Source organism: Dietzia sp. IN118, from assembly GCF_032905965.1.
Lineage (GTDB): Bacteria > Actinomycetota > Actinomycetes > Mycobacteriales > Mycobacteriaceae > Dietzia > Dietzia kunjamensis.
Genome location: NZ_JAUMSR010000001.1, coordinates 2965851 through 2981113, shown reverse-complemented (window position 1 = coordinate 2981113; position 15263 = coordinate 2965851). Strand labels below are relative to the sequence as shown.

Annotated in this window: 16 protein-coding genes and 1 tRNA gene; 10 read left to right on the top strand and 7 right to left on the bottom strand. The window is 71.6% G+C overall.

The window, feature by feature from the left end; translation table 11 throughout:
* The first annotated feature begins 27 nt into the window (after positions 1-27).
* Positions 28-2088 (top strand): DUF2339 domain-containing protein, encoded by a 2061-nt coding sequence (locus tag Q2K20_RS14270; protein ID WP_317176869.1) that lies wholly within the window; start codon positions 28-30, stop codon positions 2086-2088.
* On the opposite strand, the gene Q2K20_RS14265 is transcribed toward Q2K20_RS14270, so the two are convergent.
* Entirely contained in the window at positions 2043-2504 is a 462-nt protein-coding gene (locus Q2K20_RS14265) for a hypothetical protein (protein WP_067715077.1), read from the bottom strand. The genes Q2K20_RS14270 and Q2K20_RS14265 overlap by 46 nt on opposite strands.
* Positions 2505-2689: 185 nt before the next feature.
* On the opposite strand from Q2K20_RS14265, the gene Q2K20_RS14260 reads away from it, so the two are divergent.
* Positions 2690-5131, top strand: a complete 2442-nt coding sequence (locus Q2K20_RS14260) for a glycoside hydrolase family 65 protein (protein WP_069389074.1) — start codon at positions 2690-2692, stop codon at positions 5129-5131.
* Here Q2K20_RS14260 and Q2K20_RS14255 read toward each other — a convergent pair.
* The 3 genes from Q2K20_RS14255 to Q2K20_RS14245 form a co-directional block, all read right to left on the bottom strand.
* On the bottom strand, positions 5118-5678 hold the full coding sequence (locus tag Q2K20_RS14255; protein WP_069389075.1) for a PGPGW domain-containing protein: 561 nt from the start codon (positions 5676-5678) through the stop codon (positions 5118-5120). The genes Q2K20_RS14260 and Q2K20_RS14255 overlap by 14 nt on opposite strands.
* 83 nt (positions 5679-5761) lie before the next feature.
* Complete coding sequence (locus Q2K20_RS14250; protein ID WP_069389076.1) at positions 5762-6484, bottom strand: VIT family protein; 723 nt, start codon at positions 6482-6484, stop codon at positions 5762-5764.
* Between the two features lie 92 nt (positions 6485-6576).
* Entirely contained in the window at positions 6577-7206 is a 630-nt protein-coding gene (locus tag Q2K20_RS14245) for a hypothetical protein (protein ID WP_069389077.1), read from the bottom strand.
* Here Q2K20_RS14245 and Q2K20_RS14240 point away from each other — a divergent pair.
* The 3 genes from Q2K20_RS14240 to Q2K20_RS14230 all read left to right on the top strand — a co-directional run bounded on the left by Q2K20_RS14240 (position 7205) and on the right by Q2K20_RS14230 (position 9558).
* The gene (locus Q2K20_RS14240) at positions 7205-7351 is read left to right on the top strand and encodes a hypothetical protein (RefSeq protein ID WP_269528867.1); all 147 of its coding nucleotides are present in this window, start codon (positions 7205-7207) and stop codon (positions 7349-7351) included. The genes Q2K20_RS14245 and Q2K20_RS14240 overlap by 2 nt on opposite strands.
* A 4-nt stretch (positions 7352-7355) precedes the next feature.
* Positions 7356-8768 carry a cytochrome P450 gene (locus Q2K20_RS14235; RefSeq protein ID WP_269528868.1) on the top strand — a complete coding sequence of 471 codons (1413 nt, stop codon included), beginning with the start codon at positions 7356-7358 and terminating at the stop codon, positions 8766-8768.
* Positions 8769-8946: 178 nt separating this feature from the next.
* A complete protein-coding gene (locus Q2K20_RS14230; protein WP_253695782.1) occupies positions 8947-9558 on the top strand; it encodes a putative glycolipid-binding domain-containing protein in 612 nt (203 codons plus the stop codon).
* Positions 9559-9598: 40 nt separating this feature from the next.
* Here the strand turns inward: Q2K20_RS14230 and Q2K20_RS14225 are convergent, their stop codons facing one another.
* Entirely contained in the window at positions 9599-10561 is a 963-nt protein-coding gene (locus tag Q2K20_RS14225) for a prephenate dehydrogenase (protein WP_269528869.1), read from the bottom strand.
* A gap of 36 nt (positions 10562-10597) precedes the next feature.
* On the opposite strand from Q2K20_RS14225, the gene Q2K20_RS14220 reads away from it, so the two are divergent.
* The 4 genes from Q2K20_RS14220 (at position 10598) to Q2K20_RS14205 (ending at position 12193) form a co-directional block, all read left to right on the top strand.
* Positions 10598-11125 (top strand): tRNA adenosine deaminase-associated protein, encoded by a 528-nt coding sequence (locus tag Q2K20_RS14220; RefSeq protein WP_069388832.1) that lies wholly within the window; start codon positions 10598-10600, stop codon positions 11123-11125.
* A 119-nt stretch (positions 11126-11244) separates the two neighbouring features.
* On the top strand, positions 11245-11682 hold the full coding sequence (locus Q2K20_RS14215; protein ID WP_083249541.1) for a nucleoside deaminase: 438 nt from the start codon (positions 11245-11247) through the stop codon (positions 11680-11682).
* A gap of 143 nt (positions 11683-11825) precedes the next feature.
* Positions 11826-12029 (top strand): CsbD family protein, encoded by a 204-nt coding sequence (locus Q2K20_RS14210; RefSeq protein WP_067714680.1) that lies wholly within the window; start codon positions 11826-11828, stop codon positions 12027-12029.
* A gap of 73 nt (positions 12030-12102) precedes the next feature.
* Positions 12103-12193: transfer RNA gene (locus tag Q2K20_RS14205), tRNA-Ser, on the top strand.
* A 275-nt stretch (positions 12194-12468) separates the two neighbouring features.
* Here the strand turns inward: Q2K20_RS14205 and Q2K20_RS14200 are convergent.
* Positions 12469-13074 carry a TetR/AcrR family transcriptional regulator gene (locus Q2K20_RS14200; RefSeq protein WP_069388830.1) on the bottom strand — a complete coding sequence of 202 codons (606 nt, stop codon included), beginning with the start codon at positions 13072-13074 and terminating at the stop codon, positions 12469-12471.
* Positions 13075-13210: 136 nt separating this feature from the next.
* On the opposite strand from Q2K20_RS14200, the gene tgt reads away from it, so the two are divergent.
* A complete protein-coding gene (tgt, locus tag Q2K20_RS14195) occupies positions 13211-14488 on the top strand; it encodes a tRNA guanosine(34) transglycosylase Tgt (protein WP_069388829.1) in 1278 nt (425 codons plus the stop codon).
* Between the two features lie 72 nt (positions 14489-14560).
* Here the strand turns inward: tgt and Q2K20_RS14190 are convergent, their stop codons facing one another.
* Positions 14561-15256: an SIMPL domain-containing protein gene (locus Q2K20_RS14190; protein WP_069388828.1), complete on the bottom strand. Its 696-nt coding sequence runs from the start codon at positions 15254-15256 to the stop codon at positions 14561-14563.
* Between the last annotated feature and the right edge of the window lie 7 nt (positions 15257-15263).

Below are 15263 nucleotides of genomic sequence, written 5' to 3'. Positions count from 1 at the left end.
GGGGCCCGTGCGGTAGATGATTCAGGGGTGAACCCCCAGCAGTCCGACCTGCAGCGCGCCCTCGCCGACCTCGACGCCCGTCTCGGACGCATCACCGCAGAGGTCGGGGAAGTGCGGGCCGGGTTGTCGGCACTCGCCCGGCAGTCCGGTCCGGCGGTGGCCGGAGAGTCGCCGGTGGAGTCGCCGTGGCGTGCGGGCGCGCCGGCTCAGGGGACGCCGCATCTGGTGACGCCGGCCCCGGCTGGCGCCCCCTCGCAGTCGGCGCCCGCCCCGGCACGTCCGGGCGGGCCCTGGCGGCCACCCGGACAGGACGACCCCACGGGGCGGTACGGGCCGCCGCCCGCGCACCCCGACCGGCCCGCCCACCCGGACCGGCCCGCGCACCCCGATCGGCCCGCGCACCCCGACCGGCCGTGGCAACAGGCCGACCGGCTGTGGCAACAGCCGGCGGGGGCGGCGCCGCGTCGGTCTCCGCGGCGGGGGCCGCGCATCACGGCCGCCACCGTCATCGCCGCGATCGGCGGATCGGTCATGCTCGCCGGCATCGCGTTCCTACTGGTCGTGGCCATCCAGGCGGGGTTGTTCCCGCCGCTCGCGCGGGTCGTCGCCGCCGCGGTCCTGGCGGTGGTGCTCGTCGGCCTCGGCCTGCGACTGCAGTCCCGCCACGAATCCGCCACCACCGACCCCGCGGCCCACACCGACCCCCGGGCCGCCTCCGACCCCGACGGCACCCCGGTCAACCCCGGCGCACTGGCCCTGGTCGGCACGGGCCTGGCAGCGGCGATGCTCGACGTCATCGCCAGCACCACGCTCTACCTGTGGATCCCCGTCCCGGCCGCGTACATGTTCGTGGGCGGGCTCGCCCTCGGAGGGATGGCACTCGCGGGGCGCTGGTCCTCCGGGCTGCTGGCCTGCCTGGTCTCGGCCGGCACGATGCTCCTGGCGCCCCTCATCTCCACCGGTGTCGAGCTGCCGATCTTCGTCGCGATCGTCGGCATCGCCACCGCGGTACTCGCCGCCGAACTCGGGGCGGCCGTCCGCGTCGTGTGGTCCGTCCTACCGGGGTTCCTGCTGGCCGGCTACCTCTCGCAGGCCGCACTCCACAGCCGCGGCGAACAGATCGCGCTCATCGCGACCCCGCTCGTCTTTGCCACCGTGGGCGTCGGGGTGGCCTGGTACGACACCGCCCACCGCCGCCCGGCACTCGCCAATGCCGCCCTCGTCGTCGTCCCCACCGCCCTGCCCCTCGCCCTCCTGCCGGCCACCCACCTCCTCCGGCCCGGCTGGCCCGTCGGGCTGGCCCTCGCCGCCGCCTACCTCGCCGTCGCGGTTCTCGCCGGCCGTACCGGCCGCGAGAGGGCGCACGTGCTGCTGGCCGCGGTCACGGGGTTCGTCGGGAGCGCGCTCCTGCTACTGACGTGGGTCGAACTGGGAGGGCGCGAGCTCACCGGATTCGCTCTGACCCTGAGCGCCCTGGCGTACGTCGTGTCCGCCGGCCTGTGGGGACGACGCTGGGTGGACCTGGTGGCCGCGGCCGCCTCCGTGATCGCCGTGCTCGTCTACGCGGCCGTCAACCGACCGCACCTCGTACTGAGCGACCGCCTCGCGGTCCGCGAGTTCACCTACTGGGACGTGGTCTCCGCGTTCGCCATCACGGCGCTGGCGGTCGCCGTGACGTGGTGGGCGCGCCGCCGCCTGCCCCGCGAGTCGACGCGCGTGATGATGGTGGGCGCCGTCGTGGCCCTGGCGGCCTTCTCGGTGATGGTGGTCGCGGCGGGCGTCGTGATCGGTGACCTCACCGGGGTGGCGCGGAACGGGTTCCTCGCCGCACACCTGGTGGTGACGGTGCTGTGGATCTGCTGCGCGGCCTGGCTCGTCCTCACCGCGAACCCGCGGATCGCCGATGCGCGTCGACTCGGGTTCGTCCTGGGCTCCCTCGCGCTGGCGAAGCTGCTTCTGCTCGACCTGGCCACCCTGCCGGGACTGTTCCGTGTGCTGTCGTTCATCGCCGTCGGCGCGGTGATGCTCGCGGTGGCCGTCCGCTACCGCAGGGAGACCGAGCCGTCGGGCAGCGGATCGCCGACGTAGACGCGGAACGCGCGCGGCTGGGCGCCGGACATCAGTACCTCGACCTCCGGATGGTCGACCTCGTCCGGATCGTCCGACGGCAGGCTCCACACCACCTCGCCGGCGTCGGTCAACTCGCGCAGTGCCTGGCGCGTGGCGCGGACCCACGTCACGTGGCGCAGGGCGGGCTCGTCACGCAGGAGGTGGTCGGCCAGGCCCTCGCGGTCGCGCAGGTCGACCATGAGACGCTCGCCGTCCGGGGCCTCGTAGGAGGTGCAGACGTGGTCGACCAGGACGGACAACGGCCACGACGGCCCGGAACCGAGCAGATCGATGATGATCATGCGCGCATCGCCGACCTGACAGGCCGTCGGTGTGGTGAGGACCTGGAGCCGGTCGGCGACGTCCTCGGTGATCTCGATGAGCTGAACGGTCATGATGAACCCCTGTCGGACGGAGACGGTCGACAAGAGGGATCGCGGCGCGGCCCCGAACCGTCCCGACTATGACGTAGATCATATCGTAGACCCGCGCGGGGCGGGTCTCGGCGGGATGACGATCTCGCCGAGCCGTCCGGCCGGACCGCCGCCGAGGAGCCGACGGACTGGTTAGGGTCGGGCGTGTGACCACCTCACAGGCCGGACGTGCAGCCTCCCCGGGCGGGCAGGACGACGCCTTCTCGCTGTCCTACGACGGGTTCGACCCCGGTGAGGAGGGCCTGCGCGAGACCCTCACCTCGACCGGCAACGGGTACATGTCCACCCGCGGCGCCGCCGAATGGGAGGAGAACGACGGGGTCCACTACCCGGGCACCTACGTGCACGGCCTCTACAACCGCGCGACCACCATGCTCGGCGGCGTGCCGGTGCACAACGAGGACCTGGTCAACCTCCCCAACTGGCTGCCGCTCAAGCTGCGCATCGGCGGCGCCGAGGTACTACGGCTCTCGGAGGTGCAGATCCTCGAGTACCGCCACCGGGTGGACCTGCGCTCGGCGCTGATGACCCGCCAGATCCGCTTCCGTGACCGGGAGGGACGGGAAACCGAGCTGGTGAGCCGACGGTTCGCGTCGATGGCCAGCATGCACCACGCCTACCTCGAGTGGACGATCACGCCGCTGAACTGGTCCGGCCAGGCGGAGATCGTGAGCGCGCTCGACGGGCGCGTCACCAACGACGGGGTGCCCCGCTACCGGCAACTCGAGAGCGATCACCTCCGGCCGGGCAGCACGGTGTTCCCGCAGCCCGAGGTGATGGCGCTCAAGGTGCGCACCCGGCAGTCCGAGGTGAACGTCGGCGTCGCGGCACGCACCCTCGTCTCGACCGGCGGCCGGGAACGCGAGGTGCCCCGCTCCGACTTCCGGACGGCGGACTACATCCAGCAGACCCTCCACGTGGAGCTGGAGCGCGACGTCCCCACGACGATCGAGAAATCGGTCGCCCTGTTCACCTCCCGTGACCCGGCCACGGGGGACACGCTCCTGCGCGCGTCCCGGTCGGCGTCGCGCTCGCGACCGTTCGACGCGGCGTACGCGCACCACCGCGAGTCGTGGGAACGGCTGTGGCAGGCGTGTGACCTGCACGTGTTCGGCGACGACGAGGCCCAGCACCTGCTGCGGGTGCACATCAGCCACATCCTGCAGACGTGCTCGCACAACACCTCCGACCTCGACGCCGGCGTGCCCGCCCGCGGGATCAACGGTGAGGCCTATCGGGGCCACGTGTTCTGGGACGAGCTGTTCGTCTTCCCGTTCCTGACCTTCCGGCTCCCGGCCGTGACCCGCAGCCTGCTCATGTACCGCTACCGGAGGCAGTCCGAGGCGCGGGTGGCGGCGGCGTCGGCCGGCTACGAGGGGTTCATGTTCCCGTGGCAGAGCGGATCGCTCGGCACGGAGCAGACCCAGGAACTCCACCTCAACCCGATGTCCGGGCGGTGGGACATCGACCTGTCGCACAACCAACGCCACGTCAGCGCCGCGATCTTCTACAACGTCTGGCAGTACGTCACCCTCACTGAGGACACGATGTTCCTCGAGTTCCGGGGCGCGGAGATGATGCTCGGCATCGCGCGGTTCTGGTCATCCATCGCGCACTACTCGCCCGAGCGGCAGCGGTACGAGATCCACGGCGTGATGGGGCCGGACGAGTACCACGAGAAGTACCCGGGCGCGTCCGAGGGCGGAGTGCGCAACAACGCCTACACCAACGTCTTCGTGGCGTGGATCTGCGACATCGCCGCCCACCTGCTCGACCTGCTGCCGGCACCCCAGGCCGGTGCCGTCCGTGCCCGGCTCGAACTGCGCGACGAGGAGATCGCCCGGTGGAAGGACATGAGCCGAAAGATGTTCGTCCCGTTCCACGACGGGATCATCAGCCAGTTCGAGGGCTACGAGGAGCTGGAGGAGCTGGACTGGGAGGGATACCGCGCCAGGTACGGCAACATCCAGCGGCTCGACCGGATCCTCAAGGCCGAGGGCGACACCCCGGACCGGTACAAGCTGGCCAAACAGGCCGACGCGGTGATGCTGTTCTTCCTGTTCAGTGACGACGAGTTGCGCCGGGTGTTCGGGCGTCTCGGGTACGAGTTCCCCGAGGACGCCGCGCGGCGGACCATCGAGTACTACGACCACCGCACCTCCCACGGGTCGACCCTGTCGTACATCACCCACGCGGGCGTCCTCGCACGCTTCGATCCGGACAGTTCCTGGGAACGGTTCAAGGTCGCGCTGGGCAGCGACGTGCACGACATCCAGGGTGGGACGACCCGCGAGGGCATCCACATGGGGGTCATGTCCGGCACGGTCGACCTCGTGCAGCGCTTCTACGCCGGGATGCGGGTCGAGGGCGGGATGCTGCAGTTCGACCCGAATCTGCCCGGCGGTATCGACGGGGTCTCGTTCAACATGACCTACCTGCGCTCGCCGCTCACGGTGACGGTGATGCGGGACGAGGTGGTGATCCGTCACCGCGACGGAGTGATCGACGAGACCCCGGTGTGCGTGTGCGTTCGGGGGGAGCAGCGGATGGTCGAGGTGGGCGGCGAGGAGCGGTTCAGCCTGGAGTGACGCCGGGGTCGGCGCGGCGTGCCGCCGCGTGGGCGTGTCGACGTACGGCCCGTGCCCTGCGCCGCTCCTCCCGGCGCTGGTGGTCGTGCACCACCTCCGCCTCGTGGTCGTACGGGCTGCCGCGGAACCGTCGCAGTGCGTAGACGAGTAGCGCCAGCCCGACGAGGCCCGAGAAGATGAGGGTGCCGCCGGTGCCCCAGCCGCCGATGAGCCAGAGGTCGGCCGACAGCGGCCACCAGGTCGGCACCGTCGAGCCGATCCCCCAGAAGATCCCCAGGCCGATCAGCCAGGCCGCGCCGAGTAGTGACCCCGCGATCTTGGGCCACGACTGGACCCCGCGGGAGGCGCCCTCCATGGCGACGCGCTTGATCGACAGGAGGCGCCGGTCGAACCACTCGTACTGCCGTGAGAGCACCACCGTCCCGGCGAACAGCATGAGGAGCCCGGGACCCGGGAGGAACAGTGCGGCGATGCCGAGAACGATGAGCGTCCACCCGATGATCTCGAGCGCGAGGCGTCTCACCGCCACGTAGCCGAGTCTCTTCACCGGACCATGGTTACAGAGTCCGCGCCTCCGATGCAGGCGATCCCCCCGCGTCCCGGGCCCGAACAGCGGAGGCGCCCCACGGCTCAGGCCACACTGGTCCCGAGCAGCAGGCCGATCCCGTAGGTCACCGTCATGGCCGCGACGCCCCCGATCACGAGCCGGCGCACGGCCGGGCGGGGATCCGCGTCCCCGAGTCGGGCGGAGACGTACCCGGCGAGGATCAACCCCACCACCGTGAGGACGCCGATCAACGGAACCCTCAGCGTGGCCGGGGCGAGGACGGCGAGCAGGGGGATGACGGCACCGAGCGCGAAGGAGATCGCGGACGAGATCGAGGCGCTGACCGGGTTGGTCAACGACTCGGCGTCGATGCCCAGTTCCGCATCGAGGTGGGCCGCCAGGGGATCGTCGGCGTGCAGCTCCTCCGCCACCCGCCGGGCGGTCTCCTCGCTGAGCCCCTTGGCCGTGTACAGGCCCACGAGCTCGTCGAACTCCGCTTCGGGTGCCTCCTCGAGCTCGCGGGTCTCCTTCTCGATGAGCGCCTTCTCGGTGTCGCGTTGCGTGCTCACGGACACGTACTCGCCGATGGCCATCGAGCTCGCGCCCGCGACCAACCCCGCCATGCCGGCGACGAGGATCGCCGGGCGATCCGTGGTGGCGGCGGCGACGCCCAGGACGAGGCCCGCGGTCGAGAGCAGCCCGTCATTGGCACCCAGGACCGCGGCACGCAGCCAGTTGAGTTTGCCGCCGACCGATGAATCGTGGGGTTCCACCGTGCTGTGTGGTGCCGGACCGGGGACGCTCATGCCCCTACGGTAGGACTCCCCGGAGTCGCCGACAAGCCTCGAAAGGCTATCCTTACCAGCGTTTTTTCTACAGCGCTGGACGGGCCGCCGGCTCAGGCGGGGACCGCGGAGCCGAACTCGCGGGCGGCCCGGGCGCCGGCGTCGAGGTCGACCTCGGGCCAGCCGTCGGGGGCGTGGAGCACCGCGCCGAGCTCGACGGCGGTGAGGGCGGACCCGGCGGTGAGCAGTGCCTCCACGGCATCGGGGTCGGGGGCGTCGAGCAGGGTGTCGTCGGCCAGTTCGTCGACGATGTCGCGCAGGGCGGCCCGCGTCACCGGGAACAGTTCGGGGTCGAAGCCGTCGTCGGCGGGTTGGTCCAGTCGCCACCACCGTGACCCGTCCCACCCGTACAGGAAGCCCAGGCACGCGTCGTGGGTGCGGGCGTGTTCGACGCCGCGGCGCCACCAGCCGGGGGCGTCGCCCACCAGGTCGGTGCCGGCCTCGCCGGAGTTACCGCTGCCCTCGGTGAGCGAGAACTCGTGGTGCCAGCCGGCGAGGAGTGCGCGCCCGGGCCCCGGTCGCAGCAATGCCATCCACATCCCCTCGTCCCCCGACCAGTGCAGGGCGCCGGCGGCGGGTGCGTGGTGGTCGAGGCCCACCGCCGCGCGGACGGCGGCGTCCACGGCGAGGAGGGAGGCGATGTCGTCGGGCGTCGAGTCCAGGTCCACGGGGAGCACGGCCATGTGGTCCACGCTAGACCTGATCGACGACGACGAGGTGGCGATACCGGTGAACGTCCGGCTGCCCGCGGGTGACGCAGGGGTGCGCGGGCGGACGCCGGGCATCTCCGATCCCGCTGCGGCGGGGGCGTGCCGACTCGTACGGTGAGCGCATGCGCAGCGAGGCGACACACGGTCACGCGGGCCCCGGCCCGGCTCACGGTCACGCGGGCCCCGGCCCGGCTCACGATCACGCGGGCCCCGGCCCGACCACGCAGGGGGAGATCGGGCGGGACGGGCTCCCGCCCGGCCCCCGGCTCCCGCGGATCCTGCAGGCGGTGCTCGCCCTGTCGGCTCCCGCCGTCGTCTTCCCGGCGGCGGCCCGGCGCTACGGGGTGCCGTTCACGCTCGATCTCATGCCCGCCGGGCGCAAGGTCGTCGCGGTGTCCGAGCCCGAGCAGATCAAGGACGTGTTCGCCGGCTCGCCGTCGGTCTTCCACGCCGGCAAGGGCAACGACCTGCTCCGTCCCCTCCTCGGCGAGCACTCGCTGCTCCTCCAGGACGGTGACGAGCACGCGCGCGCCCGGCGGCTGCTGGCGCCGGCGTTCGGGCGGCGCGAGATCGACGGCTACCGCACGCTCGTCGAGGAGGTCACCCGCGAACAGCTGGACCACTGGCCGCGGTCGGGTCGCGTCCGCGCCCACGTGCTGCTCAACCGGCTGACGCTCGAGGTGATCCTGCGGGTGGTCTTCGGGGTGACGGACTCGGCGCGCCTGGACCGGATGCGGCCGATCGTCGCCCGGGCGGTCGATGCCGGCCCGGTGGTGATGATCGGCCTGGGGATCCCCGCGCTGCGCCAGCGGTGGCCGTGGAGCCGGGAGGTGCGGGACCTGGAGACCATCCACGAGTTCCTCGGTGAGGAGATCTCCGCGGCCCGCCTGGACCCGGCCCTGTCCGAGCGGCGGGACCTCCTGGCACTGCTCGTCCGCGCCTCGGCGGCCGACGCGCAGGGGCTGTCGGACCAGGAGCTGCGCGACCAGCTCATGACCCTCGTGGCGGCCGGGCACGAGACCACGGCCACGGCGATGGCGTGGTCGATGCTGGAACTGGCCCGCCACCCGGACGTCCAGGACCGGTGTGTGGCCGAGATCGCCGAGGGCGGGTCGGAGTACCTCGACGCCGTGCTCAAGGAGGTCCTTCGGTTGCATCCGGTGGTGCCGATGGTGATGCGGGAGCTGCAGGAGCCGGCCACCGTCGGCGGGCGGACCTACCCGCGGGGAGTGACGATCTCGCCGTCGATCGTCCTGGCCCACCGCTCCGCGGCCACCTACGCGGGACCCCGTGACTTCGACCCGGGGAGGTTCCTCGGCGAGGTGCCCACGCCGACCGAGTGGCTGCCCTTCGGCGGCGGCGCGCGCCGCTGCATCGGGGCCTCGTTCGCGATGATGGAGGGCCAGGTCATCCTGCGCCAGGTGCTGGAGCGGTACCGCCTGGAGCCGGTGGGCAGCGGTCGCGAGTGGCCGCGGTCCCGCAACGTCACCCTGTACCCGTGGCGCCGCGCGCGGGTCGACCTGCGGCGGCGTTGAGCCCGTCCAGCGGGCTGGCGGCGCCCGCAGCCGTCCCGGGCCCTCAGTTCCTCCTCAGGGCCGTCCGGTCCCCTTGGGGCCGTCCGGGGGCCGGATCCGCCTGTGTGACGGGTGGTGGGCAGGAGGTTAACGGGACTCAGATGTGCGTTTTGGTGGAGATTTTCCTACCGTGGAGGCTGTGAACGCTTCTGAGACGTCCTCGCCGCAGGCCGAAGCGCACCGCGCCTCGGTCACCCGTATGTACACGTGGATATCCGAGAACGGCAGACTGATCGAGCAGGTCAGGGTCGTCCCCAAGGGTGATTCCACCCGCGCCCGCGGTCGGATCGTCGCCGCCGCCGGCGCGGACAACCCCGCCTTCACCGTGGAGTACGAGGCTCAACTCGGCGCCGACACGACCCTGCGCCGGGTGTGGCTGACCCTCACCACGGAGGAGTACGAGCGCACGATCGACCTGGTCTGCGACGACGAGGGGGCCTGGCTGCTCGAGGACTCCTCCGGCACCCGCTCCCGCGTGGGCGGCGACGGCGTGGTGGACGTGGACATCACCTACAGCGTCTTCTTCGCCAGCGTCATGATCCGTCGCCTGGGTCTGCACGCACAGCCGGGTTCCGAGGACGTGCGGGTGTTGTCGGTGGATTCCATGACGCTCGACGTCACCGAGGACACGGTCACCCTCTCCAGCGACGACGAGCAGGTCCACGGCATCACCGCCACCGCGTCGACCAGCGCGACGGTCGACGCCGACGGCGTGATCATCGACGTGCCGGGGCTCAGCCGCCGGGTCTGAACGGCCGGCCACCGGGCCTGAACGGCCAGCCGAAGGGCCTCTACGGCCTGTCGGCGAGCCGGACCTCCCTGCCCGCGGCGCCCGCCTCGCGGAGCGCCTCGAGCCACCCGGCCGCCCCCGGCGTGACCTCCGCCGGTCGGAGATCCCCGCCGGTGCGATCGGCCTGCGCGTCCTCATAGGCACGCCGTGCGCGGTGGCCGTCGTCGACGAGCGGCCCCAGCGTTCCCCGCTCGGCCAGCGCCGCCCGCGCGGCCGCGAGGTCGGCGAGGCATTCGTCCAGCACGTCCAGCAGCGCGTCCCGGTTGGGTTCGCAGATCGCGCGCACCAGATCGGGCGCGGTCCCGGCGACGCGGGTGCCGTCGCGGAACGACCCCGCCGCCAACGAGAGCGCGAGGTCCCCGCCCCGGCCGCCCGCCAGCGCGAGCGCCTCGGCCAGCACGTGCCCCAGGTGGGAGATCCGGGCGACGGCCGCGTCGTGGTCGGCGGAGGTCGCCGCGACCACCCGTGCGCCGCTGTCCAGCGCGAGCCGCGCAACTCGTCCCCAGGTGTCGGGGTCGGCGTCGTCGTCGGCCGCGATGAGCCACGTGGCGCCGCGGAACAGGTCGGGGTCGCCTGCGTCCCAACCGGAGTGGGCGGTGCCGGCCATGGGGTGCCCGCCGACGAACCGCGCCCCCAGTCCGTGACGCCGTACCGCCTCTAGGACGGGGCCCTTGACGCTGATCACGTCGGTGAGGGCGATCGTGGGTGCGTGCTCGGCCACCGCGCCCAGGACCGACTCGAGGGCGGGGAGGGGGACGCCGACGACGACGAGGGCATCCGACTCCGCAGCCCGGCGGAGTGTGGTGGGCAGATCCGTGGTGACGTCGAAACCGGCGGCGGTGGCGGCCTCGGCGCCGGCGGGGGAGCGGTTCCAGCCGAAGGTCCGATCGGGGCCGAGGGCCCGCAGGAGTGAGCCGCCGATCAGGCCGACCCCGAGCACGCACACGTCCGCCGTCACCGTCACCTGACAAGGTTCTCACAGCAGACTACGGTTGAGCTCATGCCCAGCAGCTCCGACCGACTCTCCCGCGACTCCGACGACGACTCGGTCACCGGCATCGCACTCGGGGTGGTCCAGGACGGCGGTTCCTGGCAGGTCACCCGACTGGACGACGCCGCTCTCACCAGTCTCGACGACGCGGCCCGGCAGGTCCGGTCGCTGCGCGCGGAGGGACCGTCGTTCGGTCTGGTCGACGTGGACCACGAGTTCTTCGTGATCCTGCGCCCGGGCCCGTCCGGGATGCGGCTCATGCTCTCGGACGCGACCGCGTCGCTGGACTACGACCTCGCCGCGGATGTGCTCGACGAGCTCAACGTGGACGTGCCCGACATGACCGACGAGGAGCTCGAGCAGACCGACCCGTGGGGTGAGGGCGACATGGCGATCCTCGACGACATGGGACTGCCCGCCGGGGTGCTGGAGATCATCGTCTCCGAGACCGACCTCTACGCCGACGAGCAGCTGCAGTCCGTGGCCGAGCGGATGGGCTTCGGCGACGAGTTCGAGCGGCACCAGCCCGACTCGTGAGCCACTGGTTGTGACGGCGCCGTGTCCGTGACCGCGGTGTGTCCGTGAACCGCGCCGGTTCGGTGCCCCCGGGGTCAGCGCACCCCGAACACCGGGGCTCCGCGCGGGTGGCCGACGAGATGCTGGTGAGGCGCGCCCTGACCGTGGCGGGCGGTACCCCGGCCGAGGACGTGCCCGTCGGCGCGCTGGTGCTGGGCCCCGACGGTCGGGAGTTGGCCGCCGCCACCAATCGGCGGGAGGCCGACGGTGACCCGTTCGCGCACGCCGAGGTGATCGCGCTCCGCGAGGCCGCGCGGGTCCTGGGCGACGGTTGGCGGCTGGAGGACTGCACTCTCGTGGTGACCCTGGAGCCCTGCACGATGTGCGCGGGGGCGGCGGTCGCGGCGCGGGTCGGCCGCATCGTCTTCGGAGCCTGGGAGCCGCGCACCGGGGCGTGTGGGTCGCTGTGGGACGTCGTCCGCGACCGACGTCTGGTGCACCGTCCAGAGGTGCGGGGTGGTGTGCTCGAGGACGAGTGTGCGGCCGTCCTGGAGGGTTTCTTCCGCGCTCGTCGATGACGGCGGCTGTGCCGGGGTCCGCGGCGGGGCGCCCGTCGGTGACCCGATCGTGACCCGCTCGCGGTGGAGGCCGGCCCGGCATCTCCGTACCGTGGGTCGTGAGAGGTGCCGGACCCCGGCGCCGCGATCGAGAGGAGCACCACATGGGAGTGGGAGACAAGTTCTCGAACAAGGCCGAGGAGCTGGGCGGCCGCGCCAAGGAGTCGGCCGGCGCCGCGACGGGAGACCGTGACCTGCAGGCCGAGGGCCAGGCCGACCAGGGCGAGGCCGGCATCAAGCAGGGTGCCGAGAAGCTCAAGGACAAGGCCAACGAGGCCGCGAGCAAGCTCACCGGCAACGACAAGTGAGTTGCAGCAGCTGACTCCTCGCCTCTGGCCTGGCGATTTTCGTCTGGGCCATGCGTGAAGTAGCCTAATCGGCGGTGGCGTGTCCGAGCGGCCGAAGGTGCAGCACTCGAAATGCTGTGTTGGGTAACCCCCAACCGTGGGTTCAAATCCCACCGCCACCGCCACGGGGAGAGCCCCGGATCTCGAGAGAGGTCCGGGGCTCTCGCCATTCCGCCCCCTCGCCCGTGCAGCCGCTCCCGCGCCTGTCCGTGCCGACTGCAGCCGCTCCCGCGCCATTCCGCCCCTCGGCAGCCGCCCCTGACGATGGCGTCTCGCCTGCCCCGCGGTGGGTGCGAGACGCCATGGCGACGGGCGGCTGTGTGTGGGGCGGTGGGTGCGAGATGCCATGGCGACGGGCGGCTGTGGGTGGGGCAGGCGCGGGCGCAGGCGAGATGCGCTGTCAGGCGTGGCCGGAGGACTCCTCGGCGAAGTCGGGCAGTGTCACGACCGAGCTCAGGGTCGACAGTGCCGCATCGATCACCGTGTCCTGCGGCAGCCCCGACTCCTCACCCAGCAACGCCAACTCCTCGGTGCCGGCCAACCACGCCCGCGTGAGAGCGAGCGCCAGGGGGTCCGGGTCGTGTACCCCGAGGCTGTCGAGGATCCGCAGGCTGATCGTGCGGTGCATGCCGTCGACGACCTTCTCCAACGCCGGATCCACAGCCCTGCCGGACCGCAGGACCGCCACGTAGTTGTCCCGCCGCCGCTGGATGTAGCGCACCAACGCCGTGATGATCGCGCGCGTGCTGTCCTCGGCGTGCGCGCCCACCGGGATCTCGGTCAGCGACAGCACGTGGTCGGCCGCTGCACGCACGACCGCCGTGAGGTAATCCAGCTTGGTGGGGAAGTAATGGAAGAGCAGGCTGCGGGACACCCCGGCCCGCTCGGCGACGTCGTCCAGCGACAGGGCATGGAAAGGCACGGTCTCCAGCAAACGGATCCCCAACACGATCAGCTGGGAACGGCGCTCGTGCTTGGAGAGCCTACGGCCACCTGATGTGGTCATCGCCCCACCTCGTCGTCGTACTCTCGGGCGCGCACGTCGCGCCCTCCGACGCCGACGACTACGCCCCCCATGCCGACGTACCTCTCCATCTTAGGGTCACGTCCGCAATCCGCGACCGCCATGCCACGATGGAGTGATGCCGGACAACGCCACGCCCACCACCCGCGCGACCACCTTCGACGTGGGCGAGCGGATGGTCCTCGACGGGACGGCAGGCGGGCGGACGGGTGTCATCCACACTCCGCACGGTGACATCGCCACCCCGGCGTTCATCCCCGTCGGCACCAAGGCCACCGTCAAGACGCTGACCCCCGAGCAGGTCCGCTCCACCGGCGCCCAGGCCGTCCTGGCGAACGCCTACCACCTGTACCTGCAGCCCGGGCACGAGGTCGTCGACGCCGCCGGCGGGCTGGGGGAGTTCATGCGCTGGTCCGGGCCCACCTACACCGACTCCGGCGGCTTCCAGGTGATGAGCCTCGGGGTGGGATTCAAGAAGGTCATCGAGATGTCGGCCGGCGCCACACCGGACGACGCGGCCACCAACAAGGGGCAGGGCCGGCTCGCGAAGGTCGACGAGGACGGCGTCACCTTCACCTCGCACCTCGACGGGTCCCGGCACCGCTTCTCGCCCGAGGTGTCCATGCGCATCCAGCACTCGCTGGGCGCCGATATCCTGTTCGCGTTCGACGAGCTCACCACGCTGATGAACACGCGGAAGTACCAGGAGAGTTCGGTGGAGCGGACGCGGCGGTGGGCGCAGCGCTGCCTCGACGAGCACGAGCGGCTGTCGCTGGAGCGGGGGCACCGGCCGGGGCAGTCACTGTGGGGCGTGATCCAGGGAGCGCAGTTCGAGGATCTGCGGCGGCAGGCCGTGCGCGGGCTGGTGGAGATGAGCGAGCGCGCCGAAGCCGAGGGGCGACGAGGGTTCGGCGGCTACGGGATCGGCGGCGCGCTGGAGAAGGAGAACCTCGGAACGATCGTCGGCTGGTGCACCGAGGAACTGCCCGAGGACCGGCCGCGGCACCTGCTGGGGATCAGCGAGCCCGACGACATCTTCACCGCCGTGGAAAACGGTGCCGACACCTTCGACTGCGTGGCGCCCACCAGGCTGGCCCGCCACGGTGGGATCTACACGCTCGACGGGCGGGTCAACATCACCCGCGCCCAGTTCCGCCACGACCACACCCCGCTCGACCCCGAGGGGCCGTCCGAGGTGTCGCGCGAGTACAGCCGCGCCTACCTGCATCACCTGTTCAAGGCCAAGGAGTTCCTTGGCTCCACCCTGCTCACCCTGCACAACCTGGCCTTTGTGGTGCGGCTGGTCGACGAGGTGCGCGCGGCGATGGCGGCCGGGCCCGACGAGTACGTCGCCTACAAGGAACAGTTCCTGGGGCGGTACTACTCGGGACGCTGATCCCTGGCCGCCCTGGCCGCCCTGGCCGCGCGGCCAGGGCGCCCGGCCGCCCGTATCCGTCGGCGGGATCAGCTAGTTGATCTCGTAGGTCACGGAGACGGACACAGTGAGGTCCTGGCTACCGGCCTCGATCGGCGTCGAAGCTGCGCCGTCTGCCAACGACCTCGAGACCGGAAACGGAGTCGCTTCGGTCTCCGGTACCTCGGTGATCGACTGCACCGCCCCCAACTCCGCCCCGGCCGCCTCGGCGATCTGTTGGGCCTGTTCTTCAGCTCGAGTGACCGCCTGCGCCCGGGCCTGGGCCCTGAGGTCGCTGTCGTCGTCAATGGAGAACGTCAACTGCTGAACCCGGATCGCGTCGCCGGCGGCGCCCGCCGCTGCATCGATGAGATCGCCACTCCTGTCGACGTCGCGCAAGGTCGCCGTCACCTGGTTCGTGACGATGTATCCGTCGATGCTGCCGCTGGGCAGGAAATTGGGCTGCACCGACAGGTTCTTGGTGGCGATGTCCTCCTCTTCGACGCCCTGGGCCTTGATGGTCTCGATAAGGGATCGGGCGCGTTCCGCGTTGTCGGTCAGCGCTGTGCTGGCGTCAGATGCCCGGGTCTCGACGCCGAGCACGATGGTGACGGTATCGGGAGAACCGGTGACGATGCCGGTTCCCTGCGTGCTGATGACCGGCGGATCCTCACTCTGACCCGAGCAACCCGCCAGGAGCAGTGCGGCGGTGAGGAGTGCGAGTGCGGCGGGTACGCGGGGTGAGGCCATACGTCAC

Bases quoted from the DNA above. Each gene is read 5' to 3' on its own strand.
- Q2K20_RS14265 (WP_067715077.1), bottom strand. From the start codon at position 2,504: ATGACCGTTCAGCTCATCGAGATCACCGAGGACGTCGCCGACCGGCTC.
- Q2K20_RS14250 (WP_069389076.1), bottom strand. From the start codon at position 6,484: ATGAGCGTCCCCGGTCCGGCACCACACAGCACGGTGGAACCCCACGAT.
- Q2K20_RS14240 (WP_269528867.1), top strand. From the start codon at position 7,205: ATGTGGTCCACGCTAGACCTGATCGACGACGACGAGGTGGCGATACCG.
- Q2K20_RS14245 (WP_069389077.1), bottom strand. From the start codon at position 7,206: ATGGCCGTGCTCCCCGTGGACCTGGACTCGACGCCCGACGACATCGCC.
- Q2K20_RS14235 (WP_269528868.1), top strand. From the start codon at position 7,356: ATGCGCAGCGAGGCGACACACGGTCACGCGGGCCCCGGCCCGGCTCAC.
- Q2K20_RS14220 (WP_069388832.1), top strand. From the start codon at position 10,598: ATGCCCAGCAGCTCCGACCGACTCTCCCGCGACTCCGACGACGACTCG.
- Q2K20_RS14215 (WP_083249541.1), top strand. From the start codon at position 11,245: ATGCTGGTGAGGCGCGCCCTGACCGTGGCGGGCGGTACCCCGGCCGAG.
- Q2K20_RS14210 (WP_067714680.1), top strand. From the start codon at position 11,826: ATGGGAGTGGGAGACAAGTTCTCGAACAAGGCCGAGGAGCTGGGCGGC.
- Q2K20_RS14200 (WP_069388830.1), bottom strand. From the start codon at position 13,074: ATGACCACATCAGGTGGCCGTAGGCTCTCCAAGCACGAGCGCCGTTCC.
- tgt (WP_069388829.1), top strand. From the start codon at position 13,211: ATGCCGGACAACGCCACGCCCACCACCCGCGCGACCACCTTCGACGTG.
- Q2K20_RS14190 (WP_069388828.1), bottom strand. From the start codon at position 15,256: ATGGCCTCACCCCGCGTACCCGCCGCACTCGCACTCCTCACCGCCGCA.